General features: G+C 70.1%; 15 protein-coding genes. 7 read left to right on the top strand and 8 right to left on the bottom strand.

Annotation, left to right across the window (positions count from 1 at the left end; genetic code table 11):
• Window positions 1–8 precede the first annotated feature (8 nt).
• Complete coding sequence (gene pdxH, locus KL771_RS03060; RefSeq protein ID WP_261967100.1) at window positions 9–644, bottom strand: pyridoxamine 5'-phosphate oxidase; 636 nt, start codon at window positions 642–644, stop codon at window positions 9–11.
• A gap of 19 nt (window positions 645–663) precedes the next feature.
• Here pdxH and KL771_RS03055 point away from each other — a divergent pair, with 19 nt between their 5' ends.
• The 3 genes from KL771_RS03055 (at window position 664) to KL771_RS03045 (ending at window position 3,310) form a co-directional block, all read left to right on the top strand.
• Window positions 664–1,179 carry an RT0821/Lpp0805 family surface protein gene (locus tag KL771_RS03055; protein WP_261967099.1) on the top strand — a complete coding sequence of 172 codons (516 nt, stop codon included), beginning with the start codon at window positions 664–666 and terminating at the stop codon, window positions 1,177–1,179.
• Window positions 1,180–1,346: 167 nt separating this feature from the next.
• Window positions 1,347–2,297, top strand: a complete 951-nt coding sequence (locus KL771_RS03050; protein ID WP_261967098.1) for a DnaJ C-terminal domain-containing protein — start codon at window positions 1,347–1,349, stop codon at window positions 2,295–2,297.
• Between the two features lie 398 nt (window positions 2,298–2,695).
• On the top strand, window positions 2,696–3,310 hold the full coding sequence (locus KL771_RS03045; RefSeq protein ID WP_261967097.1) for a hypothetical protein: 615 nt from the start codon (window positions 2,696–2,698) through the stop codon (window positions 3,308–3,310).
• A 3-nt stretch (window positions 3,311–3,313) separates the two neighbouring features.
• On the opposite strand, the gene KL771_RS03040 is transcribed toward KL771_RS03045, so the two are convergent.
• From KL771_RS03040 to KL771_RS03025, 4 genes are all read right to left on the bottom strand, one after another.
• Window positions 3,314–4,054, bottom strand: coding sequence for a DUF1194 domain-containing protein (locus KL771_RS03040; protein ID WP_261967096.1), 741 nt, complete (start codon window positions 4,052–4,054; stop codon window positions 3,314–3,316).
• Between the two features lie 159 nt (window positions 4,055–4,213).
• On the bottom strand, window positions 4,214–5,596 hold the full coding sequence (locus KL771_RS03035; protein WP_261967095.1) for an aminotransferase: 1,383 nt from the start codon (window positions 5,594–5,596) through the stop codon (window positions 4,214–4,216).
• Window positions 5,597–5,800: 204 nt separating this feature from the next.
• Window positions 5,801–7,096: a pilus assembly protein TadG-related protein gene (locus KL771_RS03030; protein WP_261967094.1), complete on the bottom strand. Its 1,296-nt coding sequence runs from the start codon at window positions 7,094–7,096 to the stop codon at window positions 5,801–5,803.
• Between the two features lie 251 nt (window positions 7,097–7,347).
• Window positions 7,348–7,515, bottom strand: coding sequence for a Flp family type IVb pilin (locus tag KL771_RS03025; RefSeq protein ID WP_261967093.1), 168 nt, complete (start codon window positions 7,513–7,515; stop codon window positions 7,348–7,350).
• Between the two features lie 246 nt (window positions 7,516–7,761).
• Between KL771_RS03025 and KL771_RS03020 the strand changes: the two genes are divergently transcribed.
• The 4 genes from KL771_RS03020 (at window position 7,762) to KL771_RS03005 (ending at window position 12,854) form a co-directional block, all read left to right on the top strand.
• Window positions 7,762–9,390, top strand: a complete 1,629-nt coding sequence (locus tag KL771_RS03020) for a long-chain-fatty-acid--CoA ligase (protein ID WP_261967092.1) — start codon at window positions 7,762–7,764, stop codon at window positions 9,388–9,390.
• A 229-nt stretch (window positions 9,391–9,619) separates the two neighbouring features.
• The gene (locus tag KL771_RS03015) at window positions 9,620–10,900 is read left to right on the top strand and encodes a YjgN family protein (RefSeq protein WP_261967091.1); all 1,281 of its coding nucleotides are present in this window, start codon (window positions 9,620–9,622) and stop codon (window positions 10,898–10,900) included.
• Window positions 10,900–11,988: a M48 family metallopeptidase gene (locus tag KL771_RS03010; RefSeq protein WP_261967090.1), complete on the top strand. Its 1,089-nt coding sequence runs from the start codon at window positions 10,900–10,902 to the stop codon at window positions 11,986–11,988. The genes KL771_RS03015 and KL771_RS03010 overlap by 1 nt, the downstream gene beginning before the upstream one ends.
• An 86-nt stretch (window positions 11,989–12,074) precedes the next feature.
• Window positions 12,075–12,854, top strand: coding sequence for a DUF1499 domain-containing protein (locus tag KL771_RS03005; RefSeq protein WP_261967089.1), 780 nt, complete (start codon window positions 12,075–12,077; stop codon window positions 12,852–12,854).
• Window positions 12,855–12,924: 70 nt separating this feature from the next.
• Here KL771_RS03005 and KL771_RS03000 read toward each other — a convergent pair whose 3' ends face one another.
• From KL771_RS03000 to KL771_RS02990, 3 genes are all read right to left on the bottom strand, one after another.
• Window positions 12,925–13,833 (bottom strand): MBL fold metallo-hydrolase, encoded by a 909-nt coding sequence (locus KL771_RS03000; RefSeq protein ID WP_261967088.1) that lies wholly within the window; start codon window positions 13,831–13,833, stop codon window positions 12,925–12,927.
• Between the two features lie 26 nt (window positions 13,834–13,859).
• Window positions 13,860–18,491: a hypothetical protein gene (locus KL771_RS02995; protein WP_261967087.1), complete on the bottom strand. Its 4,632-nt coding sequence runs from the start codon at window positions 18,489–18,491 to the stop codon at window positions 13,860–13,862.
• A 238-nt stretch (window positions 18,492–18,729) separates the two neighbouring features.
• Window positions 18,730–19,071: a hypothetical protein gene (locus KL771_RS02990; protein ID WP_261967086.1), complete on the bottom strand. Its 342-nt coding sequence runs from the start codon at window positions 19,069–19,071 to the stop codon at window positions 18,730–18,732.
• Window positions 19,072–19,554: the final 483 nt, after the last annotated feature.

The raw sequence follows: 19,554 nt of genomic DNA, 5'->3' as shown, positions 1-19,554 counted from the left end.
CCGCAGGGTCAGGGATAGAGCCGCGTGGTCGTCCAGCCGTCGCCGGCGCGCTCGAACACCAGGCGGTCGTGCAGGCGGAACGGACGGTCGTGCCAGAATTCGAAGCCGGTCGGCACGATCCGGAAACCCGACCAGTGCGGCGGGCGGGGGATGTCGCCGAGGCCGAACTTCAGGCCATACTCGGCGACCGCCTTCTCCAGGGCGAAGCGGCTTTCCAGCGGCCGCGACTGCTGCGACGCCCAGGCGCCGATCCGACTGCCCCGCGGGCGCGAGGCATAGTAGTCGTCGGCCTCGGCATCCGACACGATCTCGACCGTACCGCGCACGCGCACCTGCCGACGCAGCGACTTCCAATGGAACAGCAGCGCCGCCTTGCGGCTCGCCAGGATCTCGCGGCCCTTCCGGCTCTCGAAATTCGTATAGAAGACGAAGCCCTGCTGGTCGAAGCCCTTGAGCAGGACCATGCGCACGTTGGGCATGCCGGTCTCGTCCACGGTGGCCACGGCCATCGCGTTGGGATCGTTCGGCTCCCTGCCCTCGGCATCGCGAAGCCATTCGCCGAAAAGGCGGAATGGTTCCGTCGCTGCGGAAAAGTCACCGGTCGTTAACTCAGACGGAGGATTGTCGGAGAGGTTTTCGGTCATCGCGTTCTTGGAGGGTTTCTTGGCCGGGCGTGTTGCGTTCTATACCCGGGTCGGGTCTCCGCGCCAATGCGCCCCGGCATTGCTGATCTGCTCCGCCTTTGCCCTCGGCGCCTGCAGCGCCGCTCCGTCGTCCGCCGATCTCACCGGTTCGATCCCCACCGCCGCCGCCACCACTGCCGCTCCCGTGCCGCCCGGGCCCGCCGCCAAGGCGCCGGATGCCGGCGCGAAGCCGAGCGACTGGGAGGCCGTGCGCCGCTCCGTGGCTCGCGCCGAGGCGTCCGCCGGGGCGGAGGTCGCCAAGGACAAGGCCAAGACCAAGGAGAAGGCCCGAATCGAATGGGCCAATGCGGAGACCGGCAACTCGGGCACCATCTCCGACGTGATCGCCTCCGGACGTGCCGGCGGCGCGTGCAAGGGTTTCAACACCACGGTCTCCTCGGTCGACGGCGTCAGGCTGTACCGCGGTCAGTTGTGCCGACGCGCCTCGGGCTGGGAACTGACCAGCGTGGAACCGGCGGATTCCGGGCGGATGTAACGCGCCGCAACTGGCAATCCGTGCGCATCGCCCCCACATAGCCGTTCATGGTATAGTCCTGCAGGTCAAAACGGCGGCTTGCGGGGACGGTGCTGGCACCGCAGACCTTCCCCCGGCCGGCAGGGGACATGCCGACCGGGCCATGCCTCAGGGGGTTCGAGACGACGATGCGTGATCCGTACGACGTGCTGGGAGTATCCCGCTCGGCGAGTGAAGACGAAGTCAAGAAGGCCTTCCGGCGTCTGGCCAAGAAGCATCATCCCGACCAGAACAAGGACGACCCGCGCGCCAAGGATTCCTTTGCGGAGGTCAATTCCGCCTATGAGATTCTTGGCGACAAGGCCAAGCGGGCGCAGTTCGACCGGGGCGAGATCGATGCCGAGGGCAAGCCGAAATTCTCCGGTTTCGAGGGCTTCGGCAATCGCGGCGGGTTCGAGGGCTATTCGCGCCGTTCGGGCGGCGGGGGCGGCGGCCAGGGCATCTTCGACGACTTCATGACCGACATTCTCGGCCGCGCCATGGGCGGCGAGAGCCGTCGCGGGGGCGGTGGCGGATTCCGGCGCACGGCCGGCGGCGGAATCGGCGGCGATTTCGACGGGGATCGCGGCGGGCCGTATCGCGGCGAGGACGTGGCGGTGACGCTGGAGGTGGCGCTGGAGGACCTGGTTTCCGGCGAGAAGGTGCGCGTCACCCTGCCGACCGGCAAGACGCTCGACGTGTCGCTGCCCGACGGCGTCACGGACGGCTACCGGATGCGTCTCAAAGGACAGGGCCAGACGAGCGGCCTGGGCGGACCGGCCGGCGACGCCATGCTGACGGTCACCTTCCAGAAACATCCGCAGTTCCGCGTCGAGGGCTTCGACCTGCGCACCGACCTGCCGGTCTCGCTTGAGGATGCGGTCCTTGGCGGGCGCGTGCGGGTGCAGACCCTGGAGGCGCCGGTCGACCTGACCATCCCGCCGCGCACCAGCGGCGGCAAGGCGATGCGCCTGAAGGGGCGCGGCCTGCCGAAGAAGGGCGGCGAGCGGGGCGATCTCTACGTGACGCCGCGAATCGTTCTGCCGGACGGCGGCGATGCCGAACTCGAGGGTTTCCTGCGCGCGCGCCGGGCGCGCTGAGCGCCCCGGACGCCTTTGCGTCGCCCCCCGCCGGGTCTCGGCCAAAGGTGCGGCCTGCCGTAGGGGCGGCAAGGCATTGCGATGGATTTGCCCGGTGCCGAGGGCTATCGCCCGCCATGGTTTCGCCGGGTCGGCCGATCATTCTGGCAGCGTTCATGTTCGATGCGCTAAGGTTCCGGCAAGTGTGATGGGGGACGGTTTGCCGTCCCGCTAATCCCCACCAGGGACTTCGACGAAGATGAAAAGAACCCTTCTAGTCGCGATGGCGCTGATCATGGTCGCAACCTCTCTCGTCTCCGCCCAGCCGCGCCCGGGCGGCGGACGGCCGCCATGGGGTGATGTCTGCTGCGGCGGCCCGTGCTGCTCCAAGCCCGCCAAGCCGGGACGCTGAACCGACCATGACGCTGGGGCCGACCGATATCCGCAGCACTGCCCCGGCGGCCCCGCGCCGCCGGGCGGTCAAGCTGCATCCGGCGACGGTCTTCGGCATCGGCGTCTTCGCTCTGGCCGGCTGGGGCGTCGCGATCTGGGAACGCTTCGTCGAACTGCCGCAGGCCACCAATGCGCAGCGCGTCTCGGTCGCGCTGAAGCTGGTCGATCGCTTCTCGGACGGCGAGGCGCAGCGCGCCTATGTCAAGCTCAGCGACGATCTGAAGCCCTGGTGGGACATGATCCAGGACCAGCAGCGCAAGATCATGGCCGCCACGGTGGAGAGCGAGCGCGAGGCGCTGATCGCCAGCCGCGACGAACTCCTGCTCGCCTTCATCCGCGACCACAATCTCGCCGCTCCGATCGACCAACTGGTCGACAGCTTCGAGCCCTTCGACCGCTGCCTGACCGTGCAGGCCTGCGACGAGGATGTGATCCGGCGCTCGATTTCGATCGACGTGAAGCGGCTCTACCGCACCTTCAAACCCTATATCCAGGCCCGCCGCGACGCCCCGAAACCGGAGGAGCGCGACAAGGATTTCGGCAAGGGCCTCGAGTCGCTGTTCTTCCGTTTCCTGAGCTGACGCCTAATCGGCCGTTGCGAAGCGTGTGCGGCCGCGTTCCAGGCCGTCGGCGATCTCCATCACCAGCTTGCGGCGGACGGCTTCGGGGAAGCTGGTCGTCTCGTCGACCGTGACGATGAAGGCGCCGGGGCCGCCGATCACGTCGCGGCGGAAATGCTCGGTCAGGGGCTCGCCGGCGACGCGGCGGACTTGGCCGCCCGGCCGCGCGATGACCAGGCCGTTGATGGTCACGCCCTGGGCGACCGCGTCGTCGCGCGCCGCCCGGATGTCGCGGCCGCCGATATTGGGGCCGTCGGCGGAGACGTCGACCACCTTCTGGCGGCCCTCGATCGCGTTGGTCTCGATCATCCGGACCGAGAAGTCGATCGCGTTGGAGATCGAATTGTAGCCGAAAGCGGCGCGCGGGCGCGTCACGAGCTTGCCGGCGAAATCTGCGGCGGCGGCCGGATCGCCGATCACCTGCCAGTCGACGATGACATGCTGGGAGGCCGGCCCGCCCCATTCGATATAGGCGACCGCGATCTTGCCGATGAGGCCCGAGCGGATCGCCCGCTGCACCTCCGGCGAAGTCAGCGCATCCGCATAGCCCTTGCGCTGCAGGGCGAGTTCGTCGGCGTCGATCGAGCCGGATCCGTCGGCGGCCAGCACCAGTTCGAGATCGACCTCCTCGGCCGCCACGCCGGGGGCGCAGACGGCGAGCGCGGACGCCAGAAGGGTTGCGACGGCGAGGGCTCGGGCGATCATGGTGGTCCTCCGCATCGGTCTCAGATCGGAGGATCGGTCGGAACGCCGCGCCCGGCAAGATGAACCGTGCGGCAGTCTGTTGGGGATCCGGGCGAAACCGCCCGGACCTTCATGTCCGAATCCGGCGGCACGCACCGTGCCGCCGTGAGCCGGAAAGTCTCAGCCGCGCAGGCCCTGGCGGCGGACCCAGTCCTCGCCGTCGTTGAGGGCGCCTTCGAGGCGGTCGAACAGTTCGTTGAGTTCGGCCTCGGAGATGATCATCGGCGGGCACAGGCCGAGCGTGTCGCCCATGGCGCGCAGGATGGCGCCGCGGTTCTGCAGGAAGGTGTTGACCTGCGCGCCGACGCCGAGCTTCGGGTCGAACGGCTTCTTGGTCGCCTTGTCGGCGACCAGTTCGATGCCGCCGATCAGGCCCTTGGAGCGGCCGTTGCCGACGAGCGGATGGTCTTCCAGGCGCCGGATGCGCTCGGCAAACAGCGGCGCCATCGCGCGGACCCGGCCGACCACGTCGCGCTTCTTGTAGATCTCGATCGCCTTGACGCCGAGCGCGCAGCCGAGCGGGTGGCCGCCATAGGTGTAGCCATGGCCGAAGGTGCCGATCTTGGCCGACTGGCTGTCGAGCGCGTCGATCATGAACTGCGGCAGCAGCACCGCGGAGAGCGGCGCATAGGAGGCGGTCATCTGCTTGGCGACCGAGATGGTGTGCGGCGTGTAGCCCATGGTCTCGCAGCCGAACCAGTTGCCGGTCCGGCCGAAGCCGCAGATCACCTCGTCGGAGATGCACAGGATGTCGTGCGCGGCCAGGATCGGCTGGATCGCGGCGAAATAGGCGTCCGGCGGCACGATCACGCCGCCCGCGCCCATGACCGGCTCGGCGATGAAGGCCGCGATCGTCTCCGGCCCCTCGCGCTCGATCAGCGCCTGCAGGCTGGCGGCCAGCCGCGCGACGAACTCGGCCTCGGTCTCGCCCTCCTGGCCGAAGCGATAATATTGCGGGCAGTCGGTATGGACGACGCGGGCGACCGGCAGGTCGAAGTCGATATGGTTGTTCGGCAGGCCGGTCAGCGAGGCGGTCATCACGGTGACGCCGTGATAGGCCTTGACGCGGCTGATGATCTTCTTCTTGTCCGGCTTGCCGCGGGCATTGTTGTAGTACCAGGCGAGCTTGATCTGGGTGTCGTTGGCCTCCGAGCCGGACGAGGCGAACAGAACCTTGGAGATCGGGATCGGCGCGATCTCCTTCAGCGCCTCGGCGAGTTCGATCGCCGGCTCGTAGCCCTTGGCGCCGAAGAGGTGGTAGTAGGGCAGCTTGCGCAACTGCTCGATGCCGGCCTCGATCATCTCCTCGTCGGAGAAGCCGAGCCCCGCGCACCAGAGGCCGGAGAGACCCTCGATATACTCCTTGCCCTGCGAATCCGTGATCCAGACGCCGTGGCCCTTCTCGACGACCAGCGGACCGATCTCGCGGATGCGGTGCTGCGGCGTATAGGGATGGACCAGGGCCTCGATATCGCGGACCTGCATGTTGGTGAGCTGGGTCATTCTGGTCTCTCGTCTGATGTGGCGGCCGGGCCGCCCGTTGCCCCGCGGTCCCACGGCGCGGAAGGCGGGACCATAGCCGATCCGACCCCGTCCCGGCAGGTCTCCGTTGACGCTGCGGCCGGCGGCATGCCTGCCATACCGCAGCGCTCAGGGGGAGCGGGCAGGGGGCGAGGTCGGCAGGCCGGAGCCGGCAGGGCAGGCCGGTCAGGACGAGACGCGGATGCGCAGCAACTGGGCGGCGATGTCCTGGTAGGCGGCCTTCAGGGCGGCATCGTCGGCCGCGTCGTAGAAGGCCTTGCGGGTCTTGCCGGTCTGGTCGGTGATGGTCGAGGCGCAATCCTGCAGCAGCGTCTTGGCCCAGGTGCCGGACGCGCCGGAGAGGTCGAAGCCGATCGTGTAGACGACGGTCGTCTCCTTATCCATCGCCTGGCAGGCGGCCAGCGCGGCCTGCGTCGAGACCGCGTTCGGCTCGATCTGGGTCAGCTTGCCCTTCTGGCTGTAGGAGGTGTTGTAGAGCCCGTCGGTCATCAGGATGGCGACCTTCTTGACCCCCTTGGTGCCGGTGGCCGAGGCGGCGGCGCCGGTCCAGACATCGCTCCATTTCGACGACAGCAGATAGCGCGCCCAGATCGTGCCGAGATGGCCGGCCGTGGTGCCGCCCGCCTTCAGGGCGGCGATATCGGAGAGCAGCGTCGCCGCGTCGTTGGTCATCGGCCTGACCGCCAGGCTCGGGCAGGAGGCCGAGGCCGAAGTGCCGACCGGGGAGGCCGCCCCGCTGGCATCCGAGGCATCGATCGCGCCGGCCGCGTCATAGCGCTCGGTCACGCAGGCCGCGCTCTTGCCGCCGGTGACCGTGCCCGCATAGGCCCCGGCATTGACCGAGGCCGCGAAGGGCACCAGCCCGATCCGCACGATGTCCTTGGTGCCACCGCCGGACGGCAGCATGGTGTTGACGAAATCGGTCGCGGCGGATTTGAGCGAGGTGAGCTTGGCGACCGAGCCGCCCTTCGGCTTGTCGCCCATCGAACCGGTCACGTCGAGCATCATGGCGATCTCGAACTTCGTCCCGTCGACGACGGAGGAGGACTGCGTGCCGATGTCGAGCTGGTCGACCGAGACCAAGCCCATGAAGGCGGTCGGCATGCGCGCCGAGACCGAGAGCGTGACCGTCTTGGTCTTGGCGTCGGCCGATAGGGTGAAATCCGAACTGGCGACGGGCGCCGTCAGGGCGGTGCGGAAATTGGCGTCGAACATGTCGCGCGCCAGCTTGGTCAGCGCGGTCGTGTCGGTCGTGCCGGTCGACAGCGCCTTGGCGGCGGCCAGTGCGGCGGCGTCGAGCGCGCCCTGGAGGTCGCCGCGCGCCGCCATCGCCCGGCCGTAGTCGACCGCGAAGCCGGCGCAGACCAGGACGACCGAGGCGACCACGCCGAAGATCGGCGCGATGCCCGCGGTCCGGTCGGCCGCGAGCGGCCGGAAATGCCGTGTGATTGAAGTCAACATGCCTGCAACCCGAAATCCCATCGGGTCGCGGCTAGCAAGGCCGGTGCCAGCGCCGCATCAGTTCGGTGCGGGCCGTAAAGCCTTGATGGGACAGACTTTCATCTGCCGGAAGAGAGGGCTGCAGCCGGGCGCTCTTGGCGCAGGCCGGGATCCTTGGACCGGAACGGCGCCGAGGGGCGGGCGGGCCCTGAGGCCCGTGTCCCATTTCGAGACGAAGCCGGTCCGCCGGGCGGGGCCGGTCTCCTGAGGGTTCAGGCCGTCTTGATCTTGCTTTTGATGAAGTTGAACGAAGTGTTAAGCGTCGTGCCGAGCGCCGTCGCGCCCGCGATGATCGCGATCGCGATCAGCGAGGCGATCAAACCGTACTCGATCGCCGTAGCGCCTGATTCATCACGCAAAAAACTCTTGAACCGAGACATCGTTGCACCTCCTCAAGGGGCTTGGATGGACGGACCCTAGCGCCTCAAAGGTTAACGCGGCTCGAAACCTGAGGGCCGGCCGTCAGGCTCGTTGCCGGCTGGTTAATTCAAAATGACGTCAAAGTCAGAATGTCCGGGGTCGGATGCGTACGGACCCGCTGCACGCCCGATACCCTCTGGACAGGGGCTTGGCGGTTCGCGATTCTCCCGGGCAACGCGGGCGTCAGTCCCGCCCGGAGGAACGACATGTTGGGAACGATGCAGCACTGGCCGCTGCTGTGCAGCAAGGTCATCGACCATGCGGCGACTCAGCACCCCCACCGCAAGATCGTCAGCCGATCCTGCGAGGGCCCGATCCATGAGACCAACTACGGCGAACTGCGCGGTCGCGCCCTGAAGGTGGCGCAGCGCCTCGTCCGCGACGGAATCGGTCTCGGCGACCGCTGCGCCACGCTGGCCTGGAACACCTGGCGGCATCTGGAGGTCTGGTACGGCCTGCTCGGTATCGGCGCGGTCTATCACACGGTCAATCCGCGGCTCTTCCCCGACCAGATCGTCTGGATCGTCAACGACGCCGAGGACCGGGTCCTGTTCGTCGACCTGACCTTCGTGCCCCTGGTCGAGGCCTTGATCGCGCGCATGCCGGCGATCGAGAAGGTCGTCGTGCTGACCGACGCGGCCCATATGCCGGCGACGACCATTCCGAATGCGGTCGCCTACGAGGACTGGATCGCGGAGGTCGACGGCGATTTCCACTGGCTGGAGTTCGACGAGAACACCGCCGCGGGCATGTGCTACACCTCCGGCACGACCGGAAACCCGAAGGGCGTGATCTATTCGCACCGCTCCAACGTGCTGCATGCCTGGATGGCCGCGACGCCCGACATGATGGGCCTCGGCGCAGCCGATGTGGTCATGCCGGTCGTGCCGATGTTCCACGCCAATTGCTGGTCGCTCGCCTTCACGGCCCCGCTGACCGGCGCCGGTCTCGTCATGCCCGGCCCGAAGCTCGACGGCGCCTCGATCCACGAACTGACCGAGCGTTTCGGCGTGACCTTCTCGGCGGCGGTGCCGACCGTCTGGCTGATGCTGCTGCAGCATCTCGAGGGGACCGGCTCCAAGCTCGGCACCCTGCGCCGCGTGGTCATCGGCGGATCGGCCTGTCCGCGCGCGATCACCGAGAAATTCCTGAAGAACTACGGCGTCGAGGTCCGTCACGCCTGGGGCATGACCGAGATGAGCCCGCTCGGCTCGATCTGCACCCCGAAACCCGAGACCCGCCCGGCCGACGACGAAGCCTGGCTCGACCTGCAGGTCAAGCAGGGCGTGCCGCCCTTCGGCGTGGAGATGAAGATCACCGACGACGAGAACCGCCCCCTGCCGCATGACGGCAAGGCCTTCGGACGGCTCAAGGTGCGCGGCCCGGCCGTCGCCGCGTCCTATTTCCACGGCGTCGGCATGGAGCATTTCGATTCTGAGCAATGGTTCGACACCGGCGACGTGGCGACCATCGACCCCCACGGCTACATGCAGATCACCGACCGGGCCAAGGACGTGATCAAGTCCGGCGGCGAATGGATCTCGTCGATCGACCTCGAAAACCTTGCGGTCGGCCATCCGGACGTGGCCGAGGCGGCGGTGATCGGCGTCGCCCATCCGAAATGGGACGAGCGGCCGCTCTTGATCATCGTGCCGAAGAAGGATCGCGAGCCGACCCGCGAGGCGATCCTCGACTTCATGGCCGGCAAGATCGCCAAGTGGTGGATGCCGGACGATGTCGTGGTCGTGCCGGAAATCCCCCATACGGCGACCGGCAAGATCCAGAAGACCGCCCTGCGCGACCGCTTCCGCGACTATCGCCTGCCGACCGCCTGAGCGGCCTCGCCTGATCCCGTGGCCCGTCCGGCAGGATCGCGCGGCGGCATGCAGTATGGCGTGCCGCCGGCCCGTCCGGTGGCCAGTCGGCCCGGCTGCCCCGGGTTGCGGCCGCTGCAGGGCTCGTCCCCGGTCTCGATTCCTTTACGGGACGTTCACGCTGCGATCATACTCGCCATGGTCGTATGGTGCAGGTGCGGCCATGGCCGTTCGCTGCAGGTGCGTTCCGATGACCGATCTTTCGACCCCATTCCCGATGGGGGCCATGCCGGAGGCGGCGACATCCGACACCGCGCCGACGGACGGAGAGGGCGTTCGGGCGGCCTTCGACGGCGAGACGCCGGGCATTTCCAGCATCGCCTTCGCGGGCGGGCTCTACACGGTCCTGACGCTCGGCCTCTACCGCTTCTGGTATGCGACCGATCTCCGCCGCCAGCTCTGGCACCGGTCGAGCCTCGGCGGAACGCCGTTCGAATATGTCGGCACCGTCAGGGAGATCTTCGTCGGCTTCCTGGTCATGCTGACCCTGCTGGCGCCGATCTATGCGCTTTTCTATCTGTCGGAAATCTATCCGGACGATGAGATCGGCCAATGGGCCGGTCTCGGTTTCCTGGTCTCGATCTTCTTCTTCTCGGGCTTCGCCACCTACCGGGCGCGCCGCTACCGGCTGTCGCGCACGCTGTGGCGCGGGGTCCGCTTCGGCCAGACCGGCTCGGCGGTGGTCTATGCGCTGCGGAACTTCGGTTGGCTGATTCTGTCGGTCGTCACGCTCGGCCTTGCCGTGCCCTTCTGGCGGGCAAGCCAGGAGCGGATGCGCATCAACAACAGCTGGTATGGCGACCGTCGCTTCGCCTCGACGGCGGCGGGTCTTGTCATGCTGCCGCGGTTCCTGGTCTATCTGCTGCCGGTGCTTGGCCCGCTCGCCGTCGCGATCGCCAATGTCTTCCTCACCCACCCCTATGAATTCTTGGCCGCCCAAGTGAGGTTCATGTCGATGGGTGGTCAGCCGGACCCCAGCCTCGTGCACGCTTTCCAAGGCGTGGTCTGGACCATCCTCTGGGCCTGCGTCGGCGCCTTCCTGCTCTGGCCCTTCTACCGGACCGGCGAATTGCGCCGCTTCATCGGCCGCGTTCGGCTCGGCGAGACCCGCTTCCGCAGCGACATCACCGCCTGGGCGGTCTACAAGTCCCATATCGCGTTCGCGTTTACGGTCTGCTTGAGCGGCGCGATCGGCGGGTTGCTCATGGCGGCGCTGCTCAGCAACCGCTACGGCCGGGTCGACACCCACGACACGCGGACCCTCGTCCTCACGATCGTCGGCTATGCCCTGGCCTATTGGCTGTTCGGGGCGCTGCGGCTCGTGATGCTGACGGCGCCGGTCTGGGGCAAGCTGGTCGGGTCGGTCACCGTCGAGGGTATCGGGCATCTCGATACGGTGGCGGCGCGGCGCGACCGGTCCTCGGCGACCGGCGACGACTATGCGGGCGGCTACGATGTGGGAGCCCTCTGATGCGCATCGAAGGCCACGGCACATTCTATGACGGCCGCAGCAGCCGGCCGGTTCCGGTCGCCTTCGCGCTCGACTTGGCCCGGCTGGGCATCGCCGACATGGCCGGCGCCGAACTGGCAGCATGGCCGGTGGCGAGCCTGCGCCGGGCCGATGCCGGGGCCGGCCGCATCCGGATCGCGTGCGACGGCGAGGATGCGCGGCTCGACGTGACCGACCCGGGCACGGTCCAGGCATTGACCGCCGCGTTGCGGGCGACCCCGGCCGTCGGCAGCGACTGGCGCGGGATCGTGAGGGTCGGCGGCTGGATGCTGGCGGCGGTCGCCTCGATCGCCGCCCTGGTCGTCTTCGGCATTCCGCTGCTCGCCGATCGGCTGACGCCCCTGATCCCGGTCTCGGCCGAACTGAAACTCGGCGAGGCCGCCAAGCCGCAGATCCTGGGCACGCTGTCGGGCGGCAAGACGCCGAAGCTGTGCCGCGCGCAGGACGGCGTCGTCGCGCTGGCGCGGCTGACCGACCCGCTGGTCGCGGCCGCCGGCGCGCCCCTCCCGGTCACCATCGAGGTGGTCGACATCCGCATGCCCAACGCCTTCGCGCTGCCGGGCGGATCGGTCATCCTGACGCGCGGTCTGATCGAGAAGGTGGCGCGGCCGGAGGAACTGGCCGGCGTCTTCGCCCACGAACTCGGCCATGTCGTCCATCGCGACGGCATGCGCGGCCTCCTGAAGAGCGCCGGTCTGTCGATCGTCTTCGGTCTGGTCATCGGCGACTTCACCGGATCGAGCGTCGCGGTGCTGGTCGGCCGGACGCTGATCGATGCCAGCTATTCGCGCGAGACGGAAAGCATGGCGGACGCCTTCGCGATCGAGCTGATGACCCGAATCGGTCGCGACCCGGCCGCCCTCGGCTCCGCCCTGGATGCGATCGGCAAGGACGGGCCGGAACTCGACGGCTTTCTCTCCTGGCTCTCGACCCATCCGGTCACGGCGGAGCGCACGAACCGGCTGCGCGCGGCCGGCGGCGGCACCGCCGCGGCCGGGCCGATCCTCGCCGCGGCCGACTGGGCGGCCCTGAAGGCGATCTGCCGATGATGACGGCGCGTCGCGGCACCAGAAGGCTCGCCCGCGCGCGACCGGCATGCTATTCGGCCTGACGGCAGCAAGCCGACGGGACCGCCATGCTCTATCGCCCGATCCAGCGCAGGTCTGAGGCCGCCGAATGGGGCCGCCGCTTCGGCGCCCTGTCGCTGCCGGTGCTCGTCCTGACCATTCTCGGCCATCGCTTCTACGGGATGAGCACCGAGCATGCCTTCGCGCTGGTGGCGGTCTCGGTCGGGTTCGGCCTGCTCGGCATCCTCCTGTCGGTCGTCGGGATCGCGGTCGTCTGGGAGCGTGGCCATCTCGGCGGCGGCAGCGCGGTGCGCGGCCTGATCTACGGGTTGATCGCCATGGCTCCGGCCGGATTCGGGCTCTGGGGCGTCTACACCTATCCGCGCTTCACCGACATCAGCACCGACATCGCCGACCCGCCACTCTACCGCAACGCCGCCTTCGTGCGCGTCGGCCGGTTCAACACCGCGCGCCCTCCGGATACCGAGACGCTCGCGCGCCAGCGGGCGGCCTATCCGGACATCGTCACGCGCCGCTTCACGATCGGCTCGGACCAGCTCTATCTCGCCGCGCGCAAGGTGGTCGAGCGGCTCGGCTGGCGAATCAGCGAGGATCTCGCGCCCAAGGACGAGACCGACCGGGCCCGGATCGAAGCCGTCGCGCGCACCCTCCTGTTCGGCTTCGAGGACGACGTGGTGGTGCGCATCTATTCGGATCCGTCCGGCTCGCGCATCGACCTGCGCTCCTCGTCGCGCTGGGGCGATCACGATCTCGGCGCCAATGCCCGCCGCATCCGCGATTTCTTCACCGAGCTCGATGCCGCCGTGGTCGAGGCCTACGGACAATAGGCCGAAGGGGCCCGGTCCCGGGCCGGTCGTCGGGTCCGGCAGCCGTCCCGATCGGCGCCGGCCGGCAACGTCAGGCCAGCCGGTAGCGGCCGTCGATGGCGGGCGGTCCGTCCGAGGCGATCACCCCCCGGGCGACCAGATCTTCGAGATGCGCCAGGACCGACAGGCCGGCCGCGCCATGCAGACGCGGGTCGACCTCGGCATAGATCACCCGCACCATGGCCGGGATGGTCCCATCGCCGGCCGTCACCCGATCGAGCACGGCCTTCTCGCGGCCGAGGCGGTGGGCCTTGAGGTCGGCCAGGAAGGTCCCCGGCTCGCGCACCGGACCGCCATGGCCGGGCCAGTAGAGGCCGTCCGACCGCGCCATCATGCGATCGAGCGAGGCCATGTAGTCCGACATGGCGCCGTCCGGAGGGGCGACGATCGAGGTCGACCAGGCCATGACGTGGTCGCCGGAGAACACGGCATCCTCTTCCGGCAGCGCGAAGGCCAGATGATTGGCGCAGTGGCCGGGCGTCGCGATCGCCTCGAGGGTCCAGCCGTCGCCTTCGATCCGGTCGCCGTCGCCGACGCGCCGATCGAAGCGGAAATCGTGGTCGCCCGAGGCGTCGAGCGGATTGACTTCGCCGAGCGCCAGCGGCCGGGAGGGGCGGTGCGGCCCCTCCGCCAGGATCGGCGCGCCGGTCGCGGCGGCGATGGCTGCGGCGGCCGGCGAATGGTCGCGATGGGTGTGGGTGATGACGATCGCGGCCACGTCGGCACGGCCGATCGCGGCCATCAGGAGCGCGATGTGGTCGGGGTCGTCCGGGCCAGGATCGATCACCGCCAGCGCGCGTTCGCCGACCAGCCAGCTGTTGGTGCCGGCGAAGGTGAACGGGCCGGGATTGCGCGCCGTGATCCGCCGGACCAGCGGCGAGACGCGGACGGGCTCGCCGTAGCGCGGGTCGAAGTCCTTGTCGAAGCGCGGTCCGGCCATGGTTATTTCCTCGGTCGCCGTCGGGATCAGCGCCGGTCGTAGTGACGCAGCTTCTGGTCCATCTCGCTGAGGAAGCCCTGAACCTCCTCGCGGTTGATATTGGCGATGATGCGGATCTCGGTCGTGATCTCGGTCGACAGCCGCTTCATGCTTTCGCGCAACTGAGTCAGCGTGGAGACGATGACGCGGTCGAGTTCGCCGATGCGGGCATTCTGCGTATCGAAGAACTGGCGCGCCGAGTCGGTCGAGCGGGCGACCGCATCGGTGGCGCCCTTGGCCTGATCGGTCGCCGCCGTGATGGTGGCCAGGCCGCGGGCGACATAGGAAAGCGCGTCGCGGGCCGAGTGCACCGATGCGGTGAGCGGATCGGCCGCGGCCTCGACCGCGGTCGCCATGCGCGACAGGGCCGCCGATGTGGTCGCGATGGCGTCGCCCGCCTTGGCCATCTCGCCGCTCTGGTGGGAGATGGCGCCCGAGGCGCCGTCGAGCCGGCCGGCCAGCTTCTCGATCTCGCCGCCGAACTGGCCGATGGTCTGCGAAAGCTGCCGGCTTGCGGTATCGGCGGTCTCGGCGATCACCTTCACGCCCGCGGCAATGCCGCCGGTCAGGCTGTCGCCGCTCTTGACCAGCGTCTCGCCGGAACGCCGTACGGCATCCTGGATCTCGTCGCCGGCCTTGCGCAGCAGCTCGGTCAGGCCCAGGACCTTGGCCTCCAGGTCGGCGGTGGCCTGGCGGCTGAACGCATCGTTGGTGCGCTGCAGGCCCTCGGCGGTATCGACCAGGCCCTGACGGATGGATTCCAGCGAGCCGATCGTGGTCGCCTCGACGCTGGCCGGGATCTTGCCGAGCATGTCGGACAGGTCGGCGAACCGGTTCCGCAGCACGTCGGAGGCTTCGCCGGTCGCTTCCGAGACGGCCGCCGGGATGCGCACCAGCACGGCGTCGAGCGCGTCGAGCTGTTCTTCGATGCTGGCATTGCGCTTGACCATCAGCTGGTCGAGACGGTCGGCCGCCTCGTCGAGGCGGACCGCCGCGCGGGCGATGCCGACGCCGAGCGTCCGGTCGATCTCGCGCACCGTGTCGTTCATGGTGCCGAGGGCCTGGATCGAATCGCGCAGCGTGCCGGTCAGCGAATCCATCTGGGTGGCGACGGCCGACTTCCAGATCTGGCCGAAGGCATCGGACATGCGATCCGGCTGGCGGGCGAGATCGGCCGATGCGATTTCCAGCCGCGAACCGAGCCGGTCGACCTGGCCGCCGAGCCCTTCCACCGCCGTCGTGATGTGGCCGCCGGCTTCGCGCGAGGTCGCCAGCAGATGGCTGCCGCAGGTGTCGATCGTCTTGGCGAGCGCCGCGACGCGCTTGTCGAGCTCTTCGGTCGTGCGCTCCATCTCGCGGCGGGTATGGGCATCGATGCCCTCGACCGTCCGTCCGACGGTGCCGGCAATGGTCGCGAGGGTCCCGGTCGTCGTCTCGGCGACCACGGTGGGCAGGCTCGCCAGCGTGCTTTCGACCGCCTCGAGCTTCTCGGCCAGCCGCAGGACGTGGCCTTCCACGGTCGCGCCGAACTGGCCGGCGCTGCGGTTGAGCTGATCGCTGGCCCGGTCCATGGCGGTGCCGAAACCGGATTCGGTCCGGCTGACCGCTTCGGTCACGTTGCGGATGGCGGCGATGACGGCGTTGAGGGTTTCGGCGGCGGCATCGGTCTGCGCCGCGAAGGTCCGTCCGGTGGCTGCCGCGCTGTCGGCAATGGCGCCGACGCCGCTGGTCGCGCCCGCCGTGAGCGTGTCGCCCGCCCGGCGCAGTTCCTCGCCGGCGCTGCGGGCCGAGGTGAGGATTTCGCCGGCCGCCGTCTCGAGCAGTCCGGAAAGCGTGCGCACCCGCCCGTCGAGTTCGTTCGCCGAGGTTTCGGCAAAGCCGCGCAGGCCGTCCTGCATGCTTTCCACGGTCCGCGCCAGACCGAGGTCGATAGTCGCCAGCGAGCGGGTCGCGGCGGATTCGACCGTCGCCGGCAGGCTGCCGAGCAGGCGCTCCAGGGGTTCGATGCGCTGGGCGATCGAGGCCGCGCCGCTGTCGAGACGGTCGCTGAACCGGGTCGTCGACATGTCGAGGCGCGCCGAGGCGCCGTCGAGCCACGAGACGAGATGGCCTTGCGCGGTCTTCAGCGTCTGATTGAGCTCGCTGCCGGCCTGGCGCAGATCGGCGCCGGCGGTCTGCGCGGAGCCGACCATCTCGGAGGCGGCGGCCTCGATCAGGCCGGCGAGGGTCCGGACCCGCCCGTCGAGTTCGCCCGCAGCCGCGTCGGCGAAGCCGCGCAGGCCGGTCTCGATCGCCGCCACGCTGCGGCCGAGGCCGGCGTCGATGGTGGCGAAGACGCGATCCGCCGCGCCGCCGACCGAATCCGGCAGGCGGGCGAGGACATCCTCCAGCGGCGCGAGCCGTGCGGCGATGGCGTCCGAGCCGCCGTCGAGGCGGCTGCCGATCTGTTCGGCGGCCAGTTCGATGCGCAGGGCCGCAGTCTCGACGGTGCCGACGAAGCCGCGCTGGGCGCCCTGCAGGCTGTTGCCGAGATCGCTGCCGGCCTGGCGCAGATCGGCGCCGGCCGTGCGCGCCGAGCCGACCATCTCGGAGGCGGCGGCTTCGAGCAGTCCGGCGAGGGTCCGGACCCGCCCGTCGAGTTCGCCCGCGGCCGCGTCGGCGAAGCCGCGCAGGCCGGTCTCGATCGTCGCGATGCTGCGGCCGAGGCCGGCATCGATGGTGGCGAAGACGCGATCCGCCGCGCCGCCGACCGAATCCGGCAGGCGGGCGAGGACATCCTCCAGCGGCCCGAGCCGTGCGGCGATGGCCTCCGAGCCGCCGTCGAGGCGGCTGCCGATCTGTTCGGCGGCCAGTTCGATGCGCAGGGCCGCGGTTTCGATATTGCCGACGAAGTCGCGCTGGGCACCCTGCAGGCTGCTGCCGAGATCGCTGCCGGCCTGCCGGAGGTCCGCGCCGGCGGTGCGCGCCGAGCCGACCATCTCGGAGGCGGCGGTTTCGATCAGGCCGGCGAGCGTCCGGACCCGTCCGTCGAGTTCGCCCGCGGCCGCATCGGCGAAGCTGCGCAGGCCGGTCTCGATCGTCGCGACGCTGCGGCCGAGGCCGGCGTCGATGGTGGCAAGCGACCGTTCGGCCGCCGCCCCGACCGAATCGGGCAGGCGGGCGAGCACGTCTTCGAGCGGGACCAGGCGCGCCACGATGGCATCGGCCCCGCGGTCGAGGCGGTTGCCGACCTGATCGGCGGCCTGGTCGAGCCGCAGCGCGGCCCCGTCGAGCCCGCCGACGAAATTCTGCTGAGCGGTCTGCAGACCGGCACCGACCGCCTCGCCGGCCCGGGTCAATTCGCCGCCCGCCGACTTGGCCGAACTGACCAGTTCCGATGCGGCGGCCTCGAGCAGGGTCGCCAGCGTCCGCACCCGGTTGTCGAGTTCCGCGGTGACGGCCGCTGCCGAATTGCGTAGGCCCGCATCGATCGTGCCGACGGCCCGTTCCAGACCGGACGCGATGCTGGCGAGAGCCCGTTCGGCCGATATCCCGACCGTTTCCGGCAGACGCTCCAGCACGGCCTCGATCGGCGCCAGGCGGCTCGCGAGAGCCTCCGAGCCGCCGTCGAGGCGCGTCTGCACGAGCTGGCTGGACTGGTCGAGCCGCCCGGCGGCGCCCTCCAGCGCGGATACGAAGCGGCGCTCGGCATCCGCAAGCGCCGCGGTCTGTGCGCTCAGCGCCGCCACGGAGGCCCGGTTCGCCTCGGCCATGCTGGCCATGTCGGCGCCGAGCGCCGATTTCCAGATCGCCACGAAGCTCTCGCCGGCCCGTTCTGCCATCTCGACGCCGGCCAGCGCGACGGCCGAACGGGTCTCCGCCAACGCCGTCGCGATCGGCTCGAAACGGGCGCCGACGCTGTGGCCGATGCTGGCGCCGATCAGGTCCGGCAGCCGCTCGGTGCGGGCGGCCAGAACGGTCTCGACCTGGCTGCCGATCGCGGCGGCCATCTCGTCGCGCAGGCGCTTCAACTGACTGTCGAAGGCATCGGACGCACGCAACTGGCGCCGCGCGACCGCTTCCGGCGGAACATGCGTCGAAAGGGCCTGCACGGCCGCAGCCAGGGCGGCCGCGGCGGCTTCGTCGCCGGCCGTGTCGCGCCGCGTCAGGATGGTCAGAACCCCATAGCCGAGAAGACCGCCGAGGGCCGGCACCACGACGGCGAGGCCCGCCGCCGATCCGGCCACGGCCAGACCGGCCAGGCTGATGGCGAGGCCGATCGCGGCAACGATCTCGGCGAGACCCTGGCGGCGGGCCGGAAGCCCGGGCGCTCCGGCCGCGAAGACCCGGTAGGGATCGGCATAGTTGACGATCCGGCCATCCGGCTCGACCTCGAGGGCCGCGCGGTAGCGGCTCCAGGCCGCGGCCCAGGCGGTCGGCGCAAACAGCGATTCGGCACGGTCCAGCCGGTCGGGGCCGTCCGGCATCTGAGCGATGCCGCGGCGCAAGGCCTCCAGCGGGCGGCGGATCCGCCGGGCGCCGTCGGTCTGGCCGATTGCGGCCGCCGCGCCGGCGATGAGAACGATCGCGGCCAGTCCGGTAAGAGCGAAGCCACGTCCTGCGACAAACTCCGTCGCCATGCCCCAGACTTCGCTACCCGTCGCCATCGCCCGCTCAGCCCCCTGCGGTTCCGTATCCAAACCCCTTCCGGGGACGGACAGTTCATTAACCGATCGACCCGACCCGGGCCACAACGAAGTGTCTGGAAGCCGGTTGCCGGTTGTGGGTTCGGCCGTTGCGGCGCGGCCGGCGCGCCGCGGTCGCCCGCCGACGGTCCGTGCCGATTGCATCCTCAAATTGCGGCGTCACGCCGGACCGTCAGCGCGGAGACTGCTTCAGTCGGCCGCGGATCGCACCGAGAAGGCCGGGCTTCTCGCTTTTTGCCGGTCCGGTCCACGAGATCCGGCTTTGGGTCAATTCTTCCTCGAAGTCCGCATCGGGCGACGGCGTACCGGTCGGGGCCGTCGGCCTGCGGGTCGCGGTCGTCTGCGGCGGCCGGGTCGGTGACGTCGCCCGCGCCGGTGCGGGCGGCACCGGTACGGAGGCCGCCGCGTTGAGGGCGTCCAGGTCCATGGCGGGCCGCGGATCCGGCGCCATGATCTCGGCGGCGATCGCCTCTTCGTCGATCTCGATCACCGGCCGGCTCTGGCGCATCGACATGCGCGCCGGGGTCGGTGCTGTCGGCGCGGCGGGCGGAGTCGCCCGGGCGAGCGGGGGCGGGGGCGGGGGCGGAGGGACCGGCGCCTTGGCCTCGGCCGGGGCCGGGCGCGGGGTCGGCTCGACCAACCGGGGACGGGCCGATGCCGCGCGGTTCGCAGGCGGCTGCAGCGTCGGGGCTGGGCGCAGGGATGCCGGGGCGGGCGGCCTCGCGGCCGGCGCCTTGGGAGCCGGCGAGGGGGCCCCGGGATTGTGAGCGGCCGGCGGTTGTGCGGCCGGGCGCGGCCTTGCCGGCAGCGGGGCGGGGGTCGGCGCCGGCGGGCGGGCCGGGCGGACCGGTGCCGCGGGGCGAGCGGCCGCGGCCGGCGCCGGCGGTGCGACGGGTGCCGGAGGCGGGGCCGGCTGTGGCGCCGGCGGCGGCGCGGAAAGGTGGACCGGGGGGGCTGCCGGGAGCCGGCCGGCCCGGGCCCGGGGGGGGGCGCCCGC

Source organism: Prosthecodimorpha staleyi (assembly GCF_018729455.1).
GTDB lineage: Bacteria > Pseudomonadota > Alphaproteobacteria > Rhizobiales > Ancalomicrobiaceae > Prosthecodimorpha > Prosthecodimorpha staleyi.
Note: the sequence above shows the minus strand (reverse complement) of the source record. Positions and strands in the feature narration are given on the sequence as shown.

Coding starts and splice junctions, on each gene's coding strand:
- pdxH (WP_261967100.1), bottom strand. CDS start 644: ATGACCGAAAACCTCTCCGACAATCCTCCGTCTGAGTTAACGACCGGT.
- KL771_RS03050 (WP_261967098.1), top strand. CDS start 1,347: ATGCGTGATCCGTACGACGTGCTGGGAGTATCCCGCTCGGCGAGTGAA.
- KL771_RS03045 (WP_261967097.1), top strand. CDS start 2,696: ATGACGCTGGGGCCGACCGATATCCGCAGCACTGCCCCGGCGGCCCCG.
- KL771_RS03040 (WP_261967096.1), bottom strand. CDS start 4,054: ATGATCGCCCGAGCCCTCGCCGTCGCAACCCTTCTGGCGTCCGCGCTC.
- KL771_RS03035 (WP_261967095.1), bottom strand. CDS start 5,596: ATGACCCAGCTCACCAACATGCAGGTCCGCGATATCGAGGCCCTGGTC.
- KL771_RS03030 (WP_261967094.1), bottom strand. CDS start 7,096: ATGTTGACTTCAATCACACGGCATTTCCGGCCGCTCGCGGCCGACCGG.
- KL771_RS03025 (WP_261967093.1), bottom strand. CDS start 7,515: ATGTCTCGGTTCAAGAGTTTTTTGCGTGATGAATCAGGCGCTACGGCG.
- KL771_RS03020 (WP_261967092.1), top strand. CDS start 7,762: ATGTTGGGAACGATGCAGCACTGGCCGCTGCTGTGCAGCAAGGTCATC.
- KL771_RS03015 (WP_261967091.1), top strand. CDS start 9,620: ATGACCGATCTTTCGACCCCATTCCCGATGGGGGCCATGCCGGAGGCG.
- KL771_RS03010 (WP_261967090.1), top strand. CDS start 10,900: ATGCGCATCGAAGGCCACGGCACATTCTATGACGGCCGCAGCAGCCGG.
- KL771_RS03005 (WP_261967089.1), top strand. CDS start 12,075: ATGCTCTATCGCCCGATCCAGCGCAGGTCTGAGGCCGCCGAATGGGGC.
- KL771_RS03000 (WP_261967088.1), bottom strand. CDS start 13,833: ATGGCCGGACCGCGCTTCGACAAGGACTTCGACCCGCGCTACGGCGAG.
- KL771_RS02995 (WP_261967087.1), bottom strand. CDS start 18,491: ATGGCGACGGAGTTTGTCGCAGGACGTGGCTTCGCTCTTACCGGACTG.
- KL771_RS02990 (WP_261967086.1), bottom strand. CDS start 19,071: ATGTCGATGCGCCAGAGCCGGCCGGTGATCGAGATCGACGAAGAGGCG.